General features: G+C 64.0%; 19 protein-coding genes and 2 pseudogenes. All 21 read right to left on the bottom strand.

All coding sequences use genetic code 11. The annotated features are described in order from the left end of the window. A complete protein-coding gene (gene holA, locus IPM84_25845) occupies nt 1–1,104 on the bottom strand; it encodes a DNA polymerase III subunit delta (GenBank protein ID MBK9096119.1) in 1,104 nt (367 codons plus the stop codon). Nucleotides 1,105–1,153: 49 nt separating this feature from the next. Then, nucleotides 1,154–1,681 (bottom strand): hypothetical protein, encoded by a 528-nt coding sequence (locus IPM84_25850; GenBank protein MBK9096120.1) that lies wholly within the window; start codon nt 1,679–1,681, stop codon nt 1,154–1,156. Further along, nucleotides 1,678–2,670, bottom strand: a complete 993-nt coding sequence (locus IPM84_25855) for a glycosyltransferase family 2 protein (protein MBK9096121.1) — start codon at nt 2,668–2,670, stop codon at nt 1,678–1,680. The genes IPM84_25850 and IPM84_25855 overlap by 4 nt, the downstream gene beginning before the upstream one ends. Further along, nucleotides 2,667–3,545, bottom strand: a complete 879-nt coding sequence (locus IPM84_25860; protein ID MBK9096122.1) for a flippase-like domain-containing protein — start codon at nt 3,543–3,545, stop codon at nt 2,667–2,669. The genes IPM84_25855 and IPM84_25860 overlap by 4 nt, the downstream gene beginning before the upstream one ends. A gap of 30 nt (nt 3,546–3,575) precedes the next feature. Continuing rightward, nucleotides 3,576–4,307 (bottom strand): class I SAM-dependent methyltransferase, encoded by a 732-nt coding sequence (locus IPM84_25865; GenBank protein MBK9096123.1) that lies wholly within the window; start codon nt 4,305–4,307, stop codon nt 3,576–3,578. Nucleotides 4,308–4,461: 154 nt separating this feature from the next. Next, nucleotides 4,462–5,380, bottom strand: a pseudogene (locus tag IPM84_25870) (glycosyltransferase family 2 protein). Between the two features lie 912 nt (nt 5,381–6,292). Continuing rightward, nucleotides 6,293–7,525, bottom strand: coding sequence for a glycosyltransferase family 39 protein (locus tag IPM84_25875; GenBank protein MBK9096124.1), 1,233 nt, complete (start codon nt 7,523–7,525; stop codon nt 6,293–6,295). A 563-nt stretch (nt 7,526–8,088) separates the two neighbouring features. Further along, nucleotides 8,089–8,436 carry a hypothetical protein gene (locus IPM84_25880; protein ID MBK9096125.1) on the bottom strand — a complete coding sequence of 116 codons (348 nt, stop codon included), beginning with the start codon at nt 8,434–8,436 and terminating at the stop codon, nt 8,089–8,091. Between the two features lie 35 nt (nt 8,437–8,471). Next, a complete protein-coding gene (locus tag IPM84_25885) occupies nt 8,472–8,618 on the bottom strand; it encodes a hypothetical protein (GenBank protein ID MBK9096126.1) in 147 nt (48 codons plus the stop codon). A 270-nt stretch (nt 8,619–8,888) separates the two neighbouring features. Next, nucleotides 8,889–9,125 carry a hypothetical protein gene (locus tag IPM84_25890; GenBank protein ID MBK9096127.1) on the bottom strand — a complete coding sequence of 79 codons (237 nt, stop codon included), beginning with the start codon at nt 9,123–9,125 and terminating at the stop codon, nt 8,889–8,891. A gap of 116 nt (nt 9,126–9,241) precedes the next feature. After that, nucleotides 9,242–9,595 carry a glycosyltransferase family 39 protein gene (locus IPM84_25895; protein MBK9096128.1) on the bottom strand — a complete coding sequence of 118 codons (354 nt, stop codon included), beginning with the start codon at nt 9,593–9,595 and terminating at the stop codon, nt 9,242–9,244. Nucleotides 9,596–9,836: 241 nt separating this feature from the next. Further along, nucleotides 9,837–9,974, bottom strand: coding sequence for a hypothetical protein (locus IPM84_25900; GenBank protein ID MBK9096129.1), 138 nt, complete (start codon nt 9,972–9,974; stop codon nt 9,837–9,839). A 271-nt stretch (nt 9,975–10,245) separates the two neighbouring features. Then, a pseudogene (locus IPM84_25905) lies at nt 10,246–11,560 on the bottom strand (MFS transporter). Between the two features lie 610 nt (nt 11,561–12,170). After that, a complete protein-coding gene (locus IPM84_25910) occupies nt 12,171–12,686 on the bottom strand; it encodes a hypothetical protein (GenBank protein ID MBK9096130.1) in 516 nt (171 codons plus the stop codon). Between the two features lie 87 nt (nt 12,687–12,773). Further along, nucleotides 12,774–13,022 (bottom strand): hypothetical protein, encoded by a 249-nt coding sequence (locus tag IPM84_25915; protein ID MBK9096131.1) that lies wholly within the window; start codon nt 13,020–13,022, stop codon nt 12,774–12,776. Between the two features lie 291 nt (nt 13,023–13,313). Next, nucleotides 13,314–13,547 (bottom strand): hypothetical protein, encoded by a 234-nt coding sequence (locus IPM84_25920; protein MBK9096132.1) that lies wholly within the window; start codon nt 13,545–13,547, stop codon nt 13,314–13,316. A gap of 15 nt (nt 13,548–13,562) precedes the next feature. After that, the gene (locus IPM84_25925; GenBank protein ID MBK9096133.1) at nt 13,563–13,700 is read right to left on the bottom strand and encodes a hypothetical protein; all 138 of its coding nucleotides are present in this window, start codon (nt 13,698–13,700) and stop codon (nt 13,563–13,565) included. A 10-nt stretch (nt 13,701–13,710) separates the two neighbouring features. Continuing rightward, on the bottom strand, nt 13,711–14,112 hold the full coding sequence (locus IPM84_25930) for a hypothetical protein (protein ID MBK9096134.1): 402 nt from the start codon (nt 14,110–14,112) through the stop codon (nt 13,711–13,713). Between the two features lie 608 nt (nt 14,113–14,720). Continuing rightward, entirely contained in the window at nt 14,721–14,996 is a 276-nt protein-coding gene (locus IPM84_25935; protein MBK9096135.1) for a hypothetical protein, read from the bottom strand. Beyond that, nucleotides 14,974–15,180, bottom strand: coding sequence for a hypothetical protein (locus tag IPM84_25940; protein MBK9096136.1), 207 nt, complete (start codon nt 15,178–15,180; stop codon nt 14,974–14,976). The genes IPM84_25935 and IPM84_25940 overlap by 23 nt, the downstream gene beginning before the upstream one ends. A gap of 47 nt (nt 15,181–15,227) precedes the next feature. Then, nucleotides 15,228–15,503, bottom strand: coding sequence for a hypothetical protein (locus IPM84_25945; protein MBK9096137.1), 276 nt, complete (start codon nt 15,501–15,503; stop codon nt 15,228–15,230). Nucleotides 15,504–15,695 lie beyond the last annotated feature (192 nt).

Raw genomic sequence — 15,695 nt, forward strand, 5'->3', positions numbered from 1 at the left:
CTAACGGCTCTGGCTCAACTCGGCGACGAGCATGGTGAGCGCCAGGCGGTCTTCCATTTGGCCGGTCTTGATGGCGATGTCGGTTTCGAGCAGGCGTTCCATCGCCCATTCCAACGTCGCCAGGCTGAAGCGTTGGGCCTGGGGCCAGGCCTTCTTCATGGTGAATGGCTTCTGGCCCAACGCTGCGCCGGCCGCATCCTGGCTTTGGCCCTGGCTCATCAGTTCTTTGACCTGCAAGAGCAGGCGGAACTGCCAGGCGATCATGCCCAGGATGCCCAACGGCTGCTCACCGGCGGCCAACAGGCTTTGCAGCAGCGCCACCGCCTGCTTGCCATTGCCGCCAGCCAGGGCCTCCACCATCTCGAACACGCTGCGTTCGCGCACGCCGCTCACCAGCAGCTTGACATCGGTCACGCTGATGGCGCGGGCGTTGGCGCTGTAGGCCAGCAATTTGCTCAGCTCCTGATCCAGCAGGCGCAAGTCGTGCCCCACCAGTTCGGTCAAGGCCCGCGTCGCCGCCGGTTCGATCTTGATCTTGCGTTGGCGCGCGCGCTGCGTCAGCCAGTTCAACAGCCATTCGTCCTGTTTCCACCATTCCCCGTCATATTGACACAGCAGGATGCGCACGCGCGGCGCCAACGCCGCACTCTCCAGCGCCTTCGACACCGGGTCGGTCTTGCGCACCAGCGCCGGCTCCAGCAGCACCAGGTCGGTGCTTTCCGGCACATGCGCCAGGTAGGCGATCAGGGCGCCGCGCAGTTCCTTGGCCGCGGCCGGCAGCGCCTCGCCGCCCTCGCCGGCCGATGGGCCAGCATCTTCGGCGGAGCGCACACCGGCGGCGTCAGCCTGACCGCGGCCCTTGCCCTGGCCGCGCTGCGCCTTGCGCGCGAACGCGGTCAGCGCGCCGTTGAGGATGACCAGGCGGCGCGGCGCCAGAAATGGCATGGCGTCGCACGCGTGGTGCAAGTCCGCCCGCGAAAAGCGCGCGCCATCCAACTCGGCGGTGTTGAGCTGCGCAAATTCCGGCGGCCCCAACGCCGTCTTGATCTCGGCCAGGGCCTCCGCGCGCAAGAATTCCTCGTCTCCATGAATCAAATAAATCATACGTGCCCACTTACGCCAGACCCGCGAAATCTCCCAGGGTTCAGAAGTCTCAGGGGTGGATCAGCTCTACCAAATGCACCGGCACGCCGCCCAGGTCGGCGCGGCGCGTCACCTGGCCCAGGCGCACGCCTTGCACCTGGGCTGAGGTGGTGACAAATTCCTGCAAGGTGTGTCCCAATGGCTGCGCCACGAAGAGCGCCAGGGTGGCGGCTGTGAACGCGGTGGGCAGCGCTTCCCAGGCGGAGCGTTTGCGCTCGCCCTGCGTGCTGAGCACCGTGACGGCCCACGCGGCCAGGCCCGCCAACATGCCGGAGGTGACAAAGTTGGTGCCGCAGTTAGGATGGACCGCCATGTGGGCGTCGCCGGCCTGCAGGCGTCGCAGCGCCTCTTTGGCCGCCAGCTCCAACTCCTGCGTCTCGATCTCACCAAAGATGATGAAACCACGGGTGTCGCTGCGCGCCACGATACGCCGGTCGGCCCGGCGCGCCGTCAGCAGAGAGACCGTGGCATGTTCGATGCCGTGATTGCGGCGAACGATAGACACAATGGGGACGTTTTCCAATGGGTTGGCTGTCATGGCTCTTGTGTTGCCTCTTGATTTTCCAGAATCTCGCGAATCGCGTAGATCGGTTTGTTTTGCGCCTCGTAATAGGTGCGCATGGTCATCTCCCCCAACAGGCCGATGCTCAGCATCTGCACGCCCAGCACGACCAGCAGAACGGCCAGGAGCAGCAGCGGACGGCTGCCGATGCTCTGTCCCAGGATCAGCTTGAGATAGGTCAGGTACATGCCGATCAACGTGCCCACAGCGCCCAGGGTGAGACCGATGCCGCCAAAGACGTGCAGCGGCCGCGTGGCGTAGCCGAGCAGAAACCGCACCGTGATGAGGTCCAAGATCACCCGAAAAGTGCGGCTCAGGTTGTACTTGGAGCGTCCGAACTGCCGCGGCCGGTGAGAGACGGGAATTTCCGCCACGGCCGTGCCCATCCAACTGGCGATGGCGGGGATGAAGCGGTGCAGTTCACCGTACAGGCGCACGTTCTGCAGCACCTCGCGGCGATAGGCTTTGAGCGAGCAGCCGTAATCGTGCAGGGTCACGCCGGTGACGCGGGAGATGAGCGCGTTGGCGATGACCGAGGGCAGCCGCCGGCTCAGCGCGGCGTCCTGACGCTGCACGCGCCAGCCGCTGACGACATCGTAGCCAGCCGCGATTTTGTCCAGCAGCAGGCCGATGTCGGCCGGGTCGTTTTGCAGGTCGGCATCCAGGGTGACGATGATCTCCCCGCGGGCGCGCTCGAAGCCGGCGGCGAAGGCGGCCGTTTGACCGAAGTTGCGGCGGAAGCGCACCACGCGCACATGCGCGGGGTCCTGCAATTGCCAGCGGCGCAGCAGGGCAAAGGAGTCATCGCGACTGCCATCGTCCACCACGATGATCTCGAAGGGGCGGCCCAGGCCGGTCAGCGCGGCGGTGAGCTGCGCCTGCAGGCCCGCGATGCTCTCTTCCTCGTTGTACAACGGCACCACGACCGAGACATGGGGCGCCGCCGAGGCTGTGGGATGGGTCATGGCTGTTCCACCCCCAGGCTGCGGCTGTCAGGCGCCGGTTCCCACCAGGCGGCCGGGGTGAGGTAGAGGATGCCGCCAACCAGCGCGCCGCCCATCGTGACTGCGTAGAAGAGCAGACCCATCGCGGCCGCGGCCGCCGGTGTGACGCCTACCTGGGTGAACAGGGCCATGTAGCTGAATTCGCGCACGCCCAGGCCCCCGAAGGAGGGGAGCACGAGGGAGACAGAAATGAGCGGCACGAAGATCAGGTAGTAGCGCCAGGGAATGGCGGCGCCTACGGCCAGGCCCAGGCAGATGTTGAGGCCAATGAGCAGGGCGTTGAAGATGAGCGAGACGCCAAACGACGCCAGGAGAGGACGCAGGCCATAGGTGGGGATGGCGTCGAGCAGGATTTGGCCGGCCTTGACCCGCGCCACGGCCGGGAAGCGGCGCTGCAAGGCCAACGCCCAATCGCGCCGCGCCATCAGCAGGACGATCAGCGCACAGGCGCCGAACAGCAGACCGAGGAGCCAGCCAACGGCCGGGCTGGCCGCGCCGGGCGCCAGCAGCAGCGCCATGATGCCGATGGGCATCTGCATGGCCATGCCGCTGAAGCGATCGAGCAGGACCGAGCCGAGCACCACGCCGGGCCGGCCGGCGTAACGGCCCAGGGCCACGGTCTTGACCGCGTCGCCGCCGAAGCCGGTGGGCAGGACGGTGTTGAACAGACTGCCGATGAAGTACCAGCGCACCAGCAGCGCCAGGGGCGCGGGGACGCCGCCGGCGCAGCAGGATCTGCCAGCGGGCCGCGCGCACCAGCACGCCGAGTTGAAAGAGCAGCAGGGCCAGGGCAAACCAACCGGCGTGGATGTGGGTGAGGACGGCGAAAATCTCACGCCAATGGACCGCGCGCAGCAGCAGGGCCATCAGCGCCAGGCTGATCGCCAGTTTGAGCGGGCCGTCGAGGCGTTTGCGCAGCGCAGTTGCGCGGTGGAAGCAGTCATTGCGTCGGTTTCTGGGCGATACAGAGGAGCGATTGGCCGAGCGGCACATCCCCACCGGCGCAGGAGGCGCTCGGCGCCGATGAAGAGCGGGGCCAGCAGGTTGAACAGCTTGAGTTGGCCGTGAGGCAGGATGTCGCGCTTGAGGACGCGGCTGTTGAGCCACCAACCGGGAATGCCGGCGATGTTCAGGTAGCTCAGCCGCAGAATCGTGAGGCCGGTCGCGCTCACCAGGCTGCGCAGTTGGCCGCGGTCATAGCGGCGGAAATGCCCCAGCGCGCTGTCCAGGGTGCCGTGCATGTACGCGCCGGCCGGGACGAAGAGCAGCAGCCGGCCGCCCGGCGTCAGCAGTTCGGCCATGTGGCGCAGCGCGGTCTGGTGATCTTCGATGTGCTCCAGGACGTTGAGGCACATCACGGTGTCAAGGCGATGGCCGGCCAGTTGGGCCACGGTGTCACGCGTGGTGATGTCGCCCTCGCAGATATGGACATTGGGGCGGTCGGCAAATGCGGCGCGCACGTAGCGTACCGAACTGGGCAGGCGATCCAGACCAACCACCTCGTCCAGGCCCAGGAAATAGCTGGTCATGTTGCCGATGCCGCAGCCCACCTCGAGCAGGCGGCGACCCGCGTACGGCGCAATTTCGTCAGGATCCAACGGTTGTAGCGATCTACGCTCGCCATGCGGCGCAAGGTCTCGCGGCCAATCGGATCGTCTAGTTCGGCATTGTGTTCCAGGGGATCTCCACAGCAACCTCTTGTTGGGGCTTGTTGCTCGTTGTAGGGGCATGAGGGCTACCGCCCTCGTGCCCCTACTCGACGAAACGATATTTGATCAAAGCCCACAGGGCCGGCAAACCATCGCGCCAAGCGCTGATTTTCTTTCCCTCGTCGGCGTCACGGCCGTTGTAGGAGATGGGCACTTCGAAGACGCGATAACCACGTTTGAGAATCTTGGCGGTGATCTCCGGCTCGAAATCAAAGCGATTGGCGCGAATCTTGATGTCCTTGAACACTGCCGACCGAAATACCTTGTAGCAGGTTTCCATGTCGGTCAGGATGGTGTTGTAGAGCAGATTGGTGATCAGGGTCAGGAATTTGTTGCCCAACATGTGCAGGAAGTTGAAGACCCGGTGCGAGCCGAGGAAGCGGGAACCGTAGACCACGTCGGCCTTCCCCTCCAGAATGGGCTGAATGAGCACCCCGTACTCGCGCGGGTCGTACTCCAGGTCTGCATCCTGGATGACGACCAGGTCACCGCTGATGTGGTGCAGCCCGGTGCGAATGGCCGCGCCCTTGCCCTGGTTGAACTCATGAAAGACGATGTGCATCGCGGCCGCCTGCTTGGCCTGCATCTGGCGCAGGATGTCGCGCGTACCGTCTGTGGAGCCATCATCCACCAGGATGACTTTTTCAACGCCGTCGAGCGGCGGACAGGGACGCGGCGCACGATCTCCTCGATCGTCCCCGCTCATTGTACACCGGGATGATGACCGACAGCCTGTGGGGTGTTGTGCTCACGGTGATGATCTGTCTCTCCTGTCTGTCTGATGCCCCATCATAGCACACGGGTACCGCGGCGTCAAAGCCAGGTGAACGGCGCCCTATGGTTCGAGGACCAGTGATGCCGAGGCCGAACACGCCGTTGTCATGATCGCCCTGGAACGAGCCGATGAGCAGAGTGTACTCGCCGTCTGGCGCGGCGATGGTGGTGGTCAGCACAGGCACCATCTCGTTTTTCTGCGCCACCACGCCGTAGCCACCGCTGAACGGCTTGAACGCCTGGCGCCACCAATGCCCGTCACTGCCCTCCAGACCCGCGTAGGTATCACCGGTGGTGAACATCGCATCTTCGGCTTCGATGCGAATCTCCTGACCCTCATCGTTGAGCAGGCGCACGTAATCGAACACACCGTCATGACCCGGCAGCGGGCCGATGTGCAGCACCAGTTGGCCTCGGTCACGGTGACGCATGGCATTGATCTGCCACACCGAGCCGGTCTCGTCGCCCAGGAAGGTCTGCGCCGGCGTGAAGGATGAACCATCCGGGTAAAAGGCGTGATAGCCGGCAACGGCAGGCGGCGCGCCAATCTCTGGTGTGACCACCGGCGGCACCTGCATTCCCCGCGTTGGTTCGCCGTTCAGCACCAGGTAGCTGCTGAAGAGCAGGCCGCCGCCGGGGGATGCGGTGTTCTTCGAGCACGCCGTTGGGCCAGCGGCTGGTGATCGCGAGAGCCGCGTGGGTTGGTGGGGGTAGACGATCCAGACGAAGGGCGGGCCTGGGCAGCTCTCGATCAAGCCGTTGGGCGCCTCGGTGGGCAGGTCAATCAAGGGCCGCGGCCAGGCCAGGAATGCGGTCTCGCGCACCTGCAGGGCGTATTCATCGGCAAAGTCGCAGGCCGCGATGTCGGTGGGCAGGTCGCGCAGGTAGCGGCCGATGAGGGTTTGCGGCCGCGCGGCGATTTTGACCGTTTCGCGGTAGAGATTCCAGTCCTGCCAGCCGACGAGGGTCAATATCACCAGTAGGGGCACGAGGGCGTAGCCCTCACGCCCCAACAGGCGGCGCCAGCGTAAGGGCACGAGGGCGCACCCTCATGCCCCAACCGGTCAAGGCGAGGGCGGCGAACCAGGCGCCGGCGAACGTCATGCCGACCAGGCGCGGCCAGAAGGGCGCGTCGCCGGTGAGGATGCTGCCGATGAAGAGGTTGAGCACCCAGAAGATGAGCGCCAGGGCGGCGCCGGGTGTGCGCCAGCGGCGCAGCGCGTAGCCAAAGCCCAGGGCGATGAGCGGCGAGATAGCGGAACTGAACATGGGGTGCCGGTAGCCGAACTGCGTGTGGAGTCCGCGCTGACATGGAACATCAACAGCGAGAGCCGCGCCTGCTCCAGGAAGACGGCCCAGGGCGTGGATACGCCGTACTTGCCCATGAGGTGGTTCATGACGGCCGGGTAGAAGAGGAAGACCGAACGACTGCGTTCGACCAGCGCATCCTGGTTGCGGGCAAAGTAGATGAGGCTGGGGCCCAGGCCGATCAGCAGGCCCAACGCCATGAGGGTCAGGCCGATCAGGTTGCCCTTGATCCAGTCGCGGCGGAAGAGCAGGGCGAAGAGCAGAAAGCCGGCGATGATGAAGAGGACGACACGGCCCGAGTAGTACATTTGCAGGCCAAAGCTGAGGAGAACCCCGGCCAGAGCCAGGGAAAAGTTGCGGCGCGCGTAAGCCATCCACCAGCAGGAAGAGGGCGAACAGATTGAACGGCCAGGGGTCCATGTGCGGCCAGGCGCGAAATGGATATGGGGGACGTTGATCGCCACCAGCGCAGTAGCCAGGAGGGCCAGGCGCGGGCTATCGAACAGGCGCCAGATGAACAGGTAGAAGGCCAGCAGGCTGAGCATACCAGCGATGACCGCGCTCATGTTGAGGCCAAAGAGGTTGTTGCCGAAGAGGGCCATGGCGGCCGCGGTGGGCAGGTAGCCGATCATGGGGATGTTGGCCCAACCCTCCTGGAACAGGCGCCATTGGTTGCCCATGATGATCTCGCGGCCTTGAATGCCGTAGGAGGCCATGTCGCCGTGAAAATCGTAGGGGATGATTTCCAGGCGATTGACGCGCAGCCAGAAGGCCGCGCTCAGAATGACGACCAGGATGAGCAAATTGAACAGGGTGGCACGCGCCGGCCAGATGCGCCGCGTCGCGCCGCCGGCCCGTCGCAGAAGCTGCCAGGGCGCTTGCGAGGCCAGGAAGAGCAGGATGCTGAGCAGCCAGATCGCCTGGACGCTGCCGTCTTCGCCCTGCCAGGCAAAGCGCTGCAGGCCGAACGCCGCGCTGCCCAGGGCCGCGAGCAAGAGCAGGCTACGCCCAACCCGGTTGACCAAGCTGCCCGCGCGCGCTTGACGACGGACGCGCTGATCCGGCCGTGTCCAGATGGCGGGCGTCAGCCAGGCAAAAGGCCCAGGGCCAGCAGGTAGAGCGCCGTGCCGATGCGCAAGCGGTTCGGCTCGAACCAGGCCAATGAGATGGCGTTGCCCAGGGTGCTGGCCAGGAGTTGGCGCAGACCGGCGCCGTCATAAAAGGCCTGCGCCAGGTAGGCGAGTGCCAGTGCCAGCAGGATGCCGGCCAGTCTGCGCCAGGTGACGCGCGGCAGAGGCGGCGGCGCAGGCTCGGTTCAGCAGCAACCGCAAGCGCTGCATCCTGTTCTGATTCCGCCACCGCCAGGTCGTGCCGGGTCAGACTTAGTTCATAGCGCCCAACGCGGCGGTGCAGCAGCCGTTTGGCGATCATGGCGAAGCGGGTGGTGTATCCCCGGCCGGCGGGGCGGCAAATCAGTGTGTCAGGCAAGGCAGGGACGGGCGTTGAGTCTTCAACCGCCGGCGCCAGGATCACAGCTTCGCTATCGGTCAGCACCACAACCGGGGCGCGCCCACAGTTGTAACCGGGGTCATGGCAAAGGCACGGCCGCGGCGGGGTGTGTCCGCGGCCGGCGGCACGATGGGCGCGCGGCGGCGCCAGGCCCGCAGCGCCAGCAGAGAAAAAGCGCGACCAGGCCGCCGATCGCCAGAGGCCCGGCCAAGGGATTGTCGCCGCCCAGGCCCGCAGGTGGGACCGTTGGCGTGTAGCCGGGCGGCGTGACCTGGAGGGCGCTGAACAGTCGCCAGTTGTTTTGGCTGATTTCCTGTGTGGACACAGCGCCGCCGCTGTCACGTTCATACGCGACCTGCAAGACCGGCAGCAGATCGCGCTGTTCCGGCGGCACGATGAACGCGAGTGGAGCAGCATCTTCTTGCACGGAGCGCGGGCGGCAAGATTCCCTGGCGAATCTCTTCAGAAGGTGATGTTGCGGCCGTTGACGTTGTGGTTCATGAACTGAAAGACGCTGTCATCCCAGGAGAAAGGCTCTTGCACCAGCAGAACCTGGGTGTCGCCGGGAGGCGGCTGATGAAGCGACCATGCTGGTGCGCGGCTGGACACTGGTCACGGACCAGGTTGCGTAGGTCCGCCAGTTGTTGACGCCGACCGCGGCCAGCGCAATGACCAGCAGCGCGGCCAGCGCAAGGCGGCCATACTGATCGAGCGGCCGCGCCAGGAGGCTCCACAGGTAAACGCCGGCCTGCGCGGCCAGGATGACGACCGCGGGCAGGACGATGCCCAGGTGAACCCAGTTGGGCGGGTCATTGGTGAGAACGCCGCCCAGGACCAGGCTGGCCGCTTAAACCAAGTCACGAGCAGGAAGGGCGCGCATCACGCAGACGCGAGCGCCAGGCCCAGGCCCAGCGTCAGCAGCGCGGCGGTCAGCCAGTCGAGCATGGGGCCGGGAAAGGCAAACTGCGGGCTGGTGTCGCTGTAGAGGTGAAAGGTGAGAAGCGTGCGTTCGATCTGGCGCACGAGCAGGGCCGGCAGGGTGGAGACGCCGTATTTGTTGAGCAGATGTTCGTAGACGATGGGGTTGGTGAGGGTGACGGTCCCGGTGCGGCCCATGACCACGTCGAACTGACGTAGGGCATAGCCCAGCAGGGGGCCAAAGGCCAGCAGGGCGCCAAAGACAAGGGCCAGTCAGGTGCGCCACTGGCCGCTGAGCTGGCGGCGCTGCCAGATCAGCACCACAGAAACAGCAGCGGCAGAATGACGAAAGTGACGCGCGCGCCGTAATAGACCAGCGGGCTGAGGCCGAACAGGATGCCGGCCAGTGCAAACCAGACGCCGCGGCCTGTACGCAAGCCGCGCCAGAGGCAGGCGCAGAACAGCGTGACGATGAGCAGGGGCGCTGGGGATGACGATCGGCTCAGGTGGTTGTGGGTGTAGCTGATGGTCAGCAGGGCGGCCGCCAACAGCCCGACGCGGCGATCGGCCAGCTCACGCCCCAGCCAGAAGACGGCAGGAATGGTGGCGGCGCCGATGAGCACGGAGCCGAGGAATAGCCCGTAGAGGTCCTGTCCGAACAGGCGCATGGAGAGGGCGGAAGCATGTAGAAGAACTGGGGAACTGGAAGTAGGTGTTGATGCCGATCCAGGCGGGCTGGCCGATCAAGGCGAGGGCTTCACGCCCGACGACGGTGATGTCGCCGTCAATGTTGCCGGGGATGGCGGTCAGGTAGCGGGCACGCAGGGCAAAGGCCGCGGCCGTCATGAGGGCCAGCAAGGCCCATTCCCACCAGGTGTCAGACGGCAGGGTGGCGGCGCGGTCCGGGCGTTAACGCATGGGCAGATAGGAGGCGAGGAACAGGAGCGGACCGCCAGCCACAAGGCGCGCACGGCAAAGGCTCTCGCCGGCGCTGAGATAGAGCGCCAGGCAAGCCAGGTAGCCCAGCAGGGCCAGGGCCAGGCTCAACGCCAGAGTGAAGGCCAGGGCCGAAAGCGGCTGCGGGCGCGGCGGTTCCGGCTAGAGCAGGCGCGCGCGGTTCAGGCGCGGCCGCCAGGGCAAGCAGGGAGCATGGCGGCGCCCAGCAGGCCAAGCCAGGAGATGGGCCGTCTCGGCGCGCAAGGCGTCAACCAGGGGAGGGCGAAAGGCGTCTGAGTGAGCAGGGATTGGGCCAGTAAGGCCAGCGCCAGGGCGCCCAACGCCCCCGGCGCAGTGATTCCAATGCAAGGGTTTTGTCATCCTAGAGGTGCGCCGGTACCTCATTGCCTGCCCTCACGGATGGCCTGGGCCACGTTGACCCGGGTGAGGAGGAGCATGCCTAGCCACAAAGAAGACGATCAGGCGACAGAATGGCAATGCGGTAGCTGCCGGTAAGTTGCAGGCTGAGGCCAAACAGGAGTGGGCCGAGCCAACTGGTGTGCGTTCGCTGACCTCGTAGAGGCTGAAGTATTCGGCCTCCTGGCGGATGGGATCTGTGGGGAGAAGAGCGAGCGGCTGAGAGCCTGGCTGCCGCCAAGAACCCTGCGATGACGGCGCCGATCGCGAAAAAAGCCGGCGGCATCTTCGGCCTTGAGCACGCCGTAGGTGTAGATGACGACGCCTGTCCAGATGACGAGGCTGCCAAAGATAGCGCGCTTGGTGCCCACATAGCGGGAAATGCGGCCGAAGATGGCCGCGCCAAAAGGCGATGAACTGCACCATCAGAATGACCGCGGTCAGGGTATCAATGGACAGTTTCAATTCTTCCTGCCCGAACTGGGATGAGAGGGCGATGACGGTCTGGATACCGTCGTTGTAGAGCAGATAAGCGATCAGGAAGGCATGGTTTGCGGATAAGCTGGGGAGCCTGGTCAGGGGTGGCGCGCAGTTGCTTGAAACCGGCGGTCGTGTAACGTTCGCCGGCGGGTAAAGCGCCAGCGGCTCACGCCTTCAGCATGCGGATGGGAATCAGGGTAAAGAGCGCCCACCATGCGCCGGCCGAAGAAGGGCTGATGCGCACCGCCATCGCGGTATCCAGACCGAAGTCTGCGGCCTTTGAAAACAGGACCAGATTGAGGGCCAGGAGCAGACCGCCGCCGAGGTAGCCGGTGGCAAGCCCATGGCCGAGACATTGTCGCGGCGGTCGGCGCTGGCAATTTCCGGCAAGTAGGCGTTAAAGAAAACGATGGAAGCGCCAAAGCTCAGGTTACCGATCAGAAAGAGCAGGCCGCCCAGGAGGTAGTTGCTGCCTTGCAGAAAATACATGCACATCGTGGCGATGGCGCCGATGTAGGCAAAGAGGGTGAGCATCTGCTTTTTCAGATGCGAGTAGTCGGCGATGGCGCCAAGAATGGGCAGAAAAACGACCTGTAATAGGACGGAAAGAGAAACCATGTAGGGAAGAAGGCTGCGCCCACTTGGATGCCGAGAGGGTAGACAAAGCCATTGGCGTCTGCGGCCGCCCTGGTGATGGAGGTCAAATACGGGCCTAAGAAGACGGTGACAACGGTGGTGGAAAAGGCCGAATTGGCCCAATCGTAAAAATACCGAAAGCGAATCTCACGCTTGTCGTTCATGGGCAGCTCCTTCTGTCTCACGGACCTTCTGACGGAATCTGTTCAGGCGTGGTGGATGCCCGGCGTCGCGCATCCAGGGCGATCCTGGCGATGCCAGGCTCATCAAAACCGATGCAGTATGGGCAACGAATCATGGGCAACGGGTGCGTATTGTACCACGGTGACAGGCAATGGGTCAATTGTGTGGGGGTAGCCATCCTGTTTCACACAATGGGACGCTTTGTGATACAATGACAGCCACTCGCTACAGCCAATGGCCGCCTGGGCCGCCATCATGAGGAAGATAGCATGAGCGATTCATCAACCATAGTGCGCTTGCAAGGATTGCAGAACCTCTACGCCAGAGTTTTCAGAGCGCCTTTATTGACCGTGCAATCCAGCAGGTGATTGCCACCGAAGCGGACAACACCGAGGCCGAGTTGCGGCGTCTACGACAAAAACTGGAACACTACGAGCAGCGCTACCACATGACCTCGGCCGATTTCTACAGCCGCTTTCGCACCAGTGAATTGGCGCGGACATTGATGTGGTCGAATGGAGTATCTTCTACGACCTCTACCAGGGCGTGCAAAAACGCCTGCACGAACTGCACACCCTATTGTAAGACCCCTCAGCGGCAGGCGACAGGCGCCTGATCGGGCGGCGTGTTGGCGGCCAGGCAAGACTGCCATGCCGTCACCAGTGTGGCCAGGTCCGTCACGTCCAGGAAACCATCGCAGTTCGCGTCGTACAGATATGCCGAACGTCCGATGAGGATGCGCAACCAGCATGATGTCCACAATATCCACGCTGCCGGAGCGGTCAACATCCGGGTAAGCGCCGGGGCAGAAGGGATCCGATAGCTCGCTGGTATTGCCATTGCGGTCGGTTGCCGTCGCCACCATGGGCCGCAAAGATTCGCTGCCTGCACCGGCTCCAAGAGCACACTGGTGATGTTTTGCGCGACATTGAACGTGTAGCTGGTGGCGCCCAGGTAGGACAGCGCCTGCCCGGAAGTCATGCTATCGGCCCGGTAGAACTCGACCGTGATCGGGTAGGAGGCGGCGACCGCCGAATCTACCCGGTAGCTGATCAATATCGGCTCATACTGCGCCAGTACGCCGGGATCAGGGTCAGTGAACAGCACCGTCGCGATGGATGGGTAATTCTGCCGCCGATTTGGCCCCAGGTCGGGATCGCCCTCATCATTGGGCGTGAGACCATCGCCGTCAGGTCAGTAAAGCGACCAGGCCTGACCACCGATGTTCCACGACAACCGGTTGCCGAGCGTCTCCTCGCCGGTCACGACGATGCCTTCCTGGCTGTTGAAGCGCACAACGTTGCCCGGCCAGATGATCAGACTGCCCGCGGTGTCGCCAACCTGGTTGTCATTCGCGCCCTCTTCGATGACGATCCCATGCTGCTGTTGACTGCCGGTGAGCGGCGTCGTGCCGCTTCTGGCCGGCCCAATCAGGTTAGCCAAAATGAGATTGTGGCTGGCTGCTCGCGCCCGTGATGCGCACCGGCCTGATCGTTACCGCTGACCTGGTTAGCCTGGCCCAAACGCCCCACCTGGTTATCGCTCGCCCCTTCGATCACGATCCCATCGGCCTGCGCTACCAAAGATGATACTCTGACCGCTGGCCGCCGGCCCAATCGTGTTGTTCATCACCTGGAGTCGGCTCGACCCCGGTCCGGATAGATGCCGGCCTGCCGATTACCGCTGATCAGGTTGCTGCTGCCTGTCAGTTGTGGCGCAGCATCAGGCTGGCAGTCACGCCAATGCGATTCTCCTGCGCGCCGTCGCCAATCCACACGCCAATCTGCTGCTCCTGACCATCGGGCAGGATGCCACCGCTGCGCTGGGGCCAATGCTGTTGCCGATGATGATGTTGCGGTCGCTGCCGGCGCCGGTGATGATGATACCGGCGCTGGGGTTGCTGCTGATCAAGTTGCGGTCGGCCGGCATCGTCCCGCCGATCTGGTTGTCAGGCGCCCGTTCTAGCAATAACGATGCCGCTTGCTACTGCGCGGCGCCGCTGATACCGTTAGCCGCCACGCCGATGAAGTTGCCGGTCAACAGATTGGCGCTGCCCTGGATAACGACGCCCTGGTTGGTGAACTGCGTGAGGACAAGCCCGTTGATGCGATTGGTGTCCACTGGCCGGGGATCAGTCCGTCAGGCGGTTGGTCGTTTTCCGCTCAGCGTGATCGTGAGCAACGTCGATGGGGCTGGAGAAAGCGAAGAAATGTTGACACGGGCGCCCGGCAATCGTGCCGTCAATCCACAGGCCCGCAGGGTCGGTCAAGGCCGGCAGGGAGGTGGGGACGATGACGCCCGCGACCAGGAAACCAATGGCATGGTCACGGGCAGGCGTTAGCCTCCTCAGCGCAGCGCGCAGGGTGCCAACAAGCGTCCGTCGTGGCGACAGACAATCGCCCACGTTGGCATCGGCGCTGTCGCCCAGGTTGGTGACCGCAAATGCGTTCTGACTGAGGCGCAGTAGCCTGACTGAACACTGGTGTTGCCAGAGGCATCGGTCACCGTCGCCACGGTGAGGGTCCGGTGTCATTAGGAATGGCGGCCAAAGGAAGCCGCTGCGTGATCGTGGTCTGGGTACTCTCATAAAGCAGGCTACCCACCATGACTGACCCGCGGCCACCTGGCCCAACACGCTAGCCTCGGCCCGGTAAATCAATCATCAGCGGATATTGCATTAATGCTCTGGGCTGTCCGAAGATCTCAAAACGTATCTGGTTGATGAAGCGCGCTGATCGTGCCGATGAGCGGCCAAGTTCTGCAGAGCTAATGGGGCCGCTATCGCCATGTACCGGGGTCATCGCTGGGCGTGATGCCATGCCTTAAATCAAGCCCCAGGCTTGGCCGGCGGCGGCAGCAGAAAGGCCCATTATCCGCCAGATTATTGCGCCGCACCCGGTTGCCAAGGGCTATTGCCCTCGTGGTACGCAGTCCCGGGAGGTGTGGTGGTGACCTGGAGTGAAGGAGCGCCGCTGCATCTGCCGCTGCCAATCTCATTGCTGATGCGCCATCGCTCAGACGCACGCCCACCGCCTGGACGCTGCGGAGCAGGGGACACTCCGGCCGCGGCAAACCCGATCGTGTTGGCCCACCCGGTTCCAGAAGGCGCCGCTGCCGGTGATACGCACGCCGTTGAAGCGGTTACCGCTGATCAGATTGGCTGCACCAGGTTATTACTGGCGCTGGTGCTGATCCACCTGCGTCGCTCTGGACACTGCCGACCAGGAGCGCCTCTCCGCCGACGGCTGGCCCGATGATGTTGCCTCGCACCAGGTTGCCGCCCGCGCTGTCCAAAAGCACCACGCCCGCCACGCTGTTGCCGGAGATGACGTTGTCAAGCACCAGGTTGTCATAGGCGATATTGGTGAAATTAGACTCGTACAGTTGCTGGCTGTCAGGCCAGCACCGCCGCGCCATCCAACGCCGGGCCGATCAGGTTGCCCTGTACGGTGTTCGTCAGCGCCAGGTTGCCCTCGATGCGCACGCCCCGACAGAAACGGTTGCCGCTGATGACATTGCGGTCCGCAGACGGCATGCCGCCAATCACATTTTTTTGTTGAGCGCGCACGTTGACGCCGCGCGTTTGAAAACTGGAGAACATGACTGCCATCGGGCTGCCAGGCTTTTGAAATTGCAAGCGATCGGGTTTTACCGCGACCACCGGCGGGAAGCCAATGCCGTTGTAGTAGGAAAACGCCCACGTTGGCATCGAAGCCGTAGATCCCCATATTGCACCACGTTGTGGTGGCTGGTGACAGTCAGGCCGTCGAAGGCAAGATCGCGACCATCCAGCGCCACCGTCACGCTGGCGTTGAAGGCGTGCCAGGTCAACGGGGCCGTGTTGGGGCTGGCGCCGAGCGCGCTGTAGCCATCAATCGTGACGCCGCCGCTGCTGTCGTAAGCTTGACGGGAGTAATAGAACAATCGTGCCGCTGATGGCAAACTGGATCAGGTCAGCGCCAGGGCAAACGGCCGAAGGTTTGCAGCGGCTTGCGGCGACCGGGAATTATCGTCGGTAGCGCACAGACAGTCGTTCGCGTTCGTATCGGCCCCGTCATCCAGCGTGTTGACCCTGATAGAACTGTTGGCGGGAGGTTGCTGCAGGTTGAGGCGCCG

The sequence above is a fragment of the Candidatus Amarolinea dominans genome (assembly GCA_016719785.1).
In the GTDB taxonomy this organism is placed as follows: Bacteria; Chloroflexota; Anaerolineae; order SSC4; family Amarolineaceae; genus Amarolinea; species Amarolinea dominans.

What these genes read in the sequence shown, in the direction of transcription:
- IPM84_25895 (MBK9096128.1), bottom strand. Translation starts at nt 9,595, where the DNA reads ATGCGCCTGTTCGGACAGGACCTCTACGGGCTATTCCTCGGCTCCGTG.
- IPM84_25855 (MBK9096121.1), bottom strand. Translation starts at nt 2,670, where the DNA reads ATGACCCATCCCACAGCCTCGGCGGCGCCCCATGTCTCGGTCGTGGTG.
- IPM84_25890 (MBK9096127.1), bottom strand. Translation starts at nt 9,125, where the DNA reads ATGGGCCGCACCGGGACCGTCACCCTCACCAACCCCATCGTCTACGAA.
- IPM84_25930 (MBK9096134.1), bottom strand. Translation starts at nt 14,112, where the DNA reads ATGACACCGGACCCTCACCGTGGCGACGGTGACCGATGCCTCTGGCAA.
- IPM84_25940 (MBK9096136.1), bottom strand. Translation starts at nt 15,180, where the DNA reads ATGTTCTCCAGTTTTCAAACGCGCGGCGTCAACGTGCGCGCTCAACAA.
- IPM84_25935 (MBK9096135.1), bottom strand. Translation starts at nt 14,996, where the DNA reads ATGGCGCGGCGGTGCTGGCCTGACAGCCAGCAACTGTACGAGTCTAAT.
- holA (MBK9096119.1), bottom strand. Translation starts at nt 1,104, where the DNA reads ATGATTTATTTGATTCATGGAGACGAGGAATTCTTGCGCGCGGAGGCC.
- IPM84_25850 (MBK9096120.1), bottom strand. Translation starts at nt 1,681, where the DNA reads ATGACAGCCAACCCATTGGAAAACGTCCCCATTGTGTCTATCGTTCGC.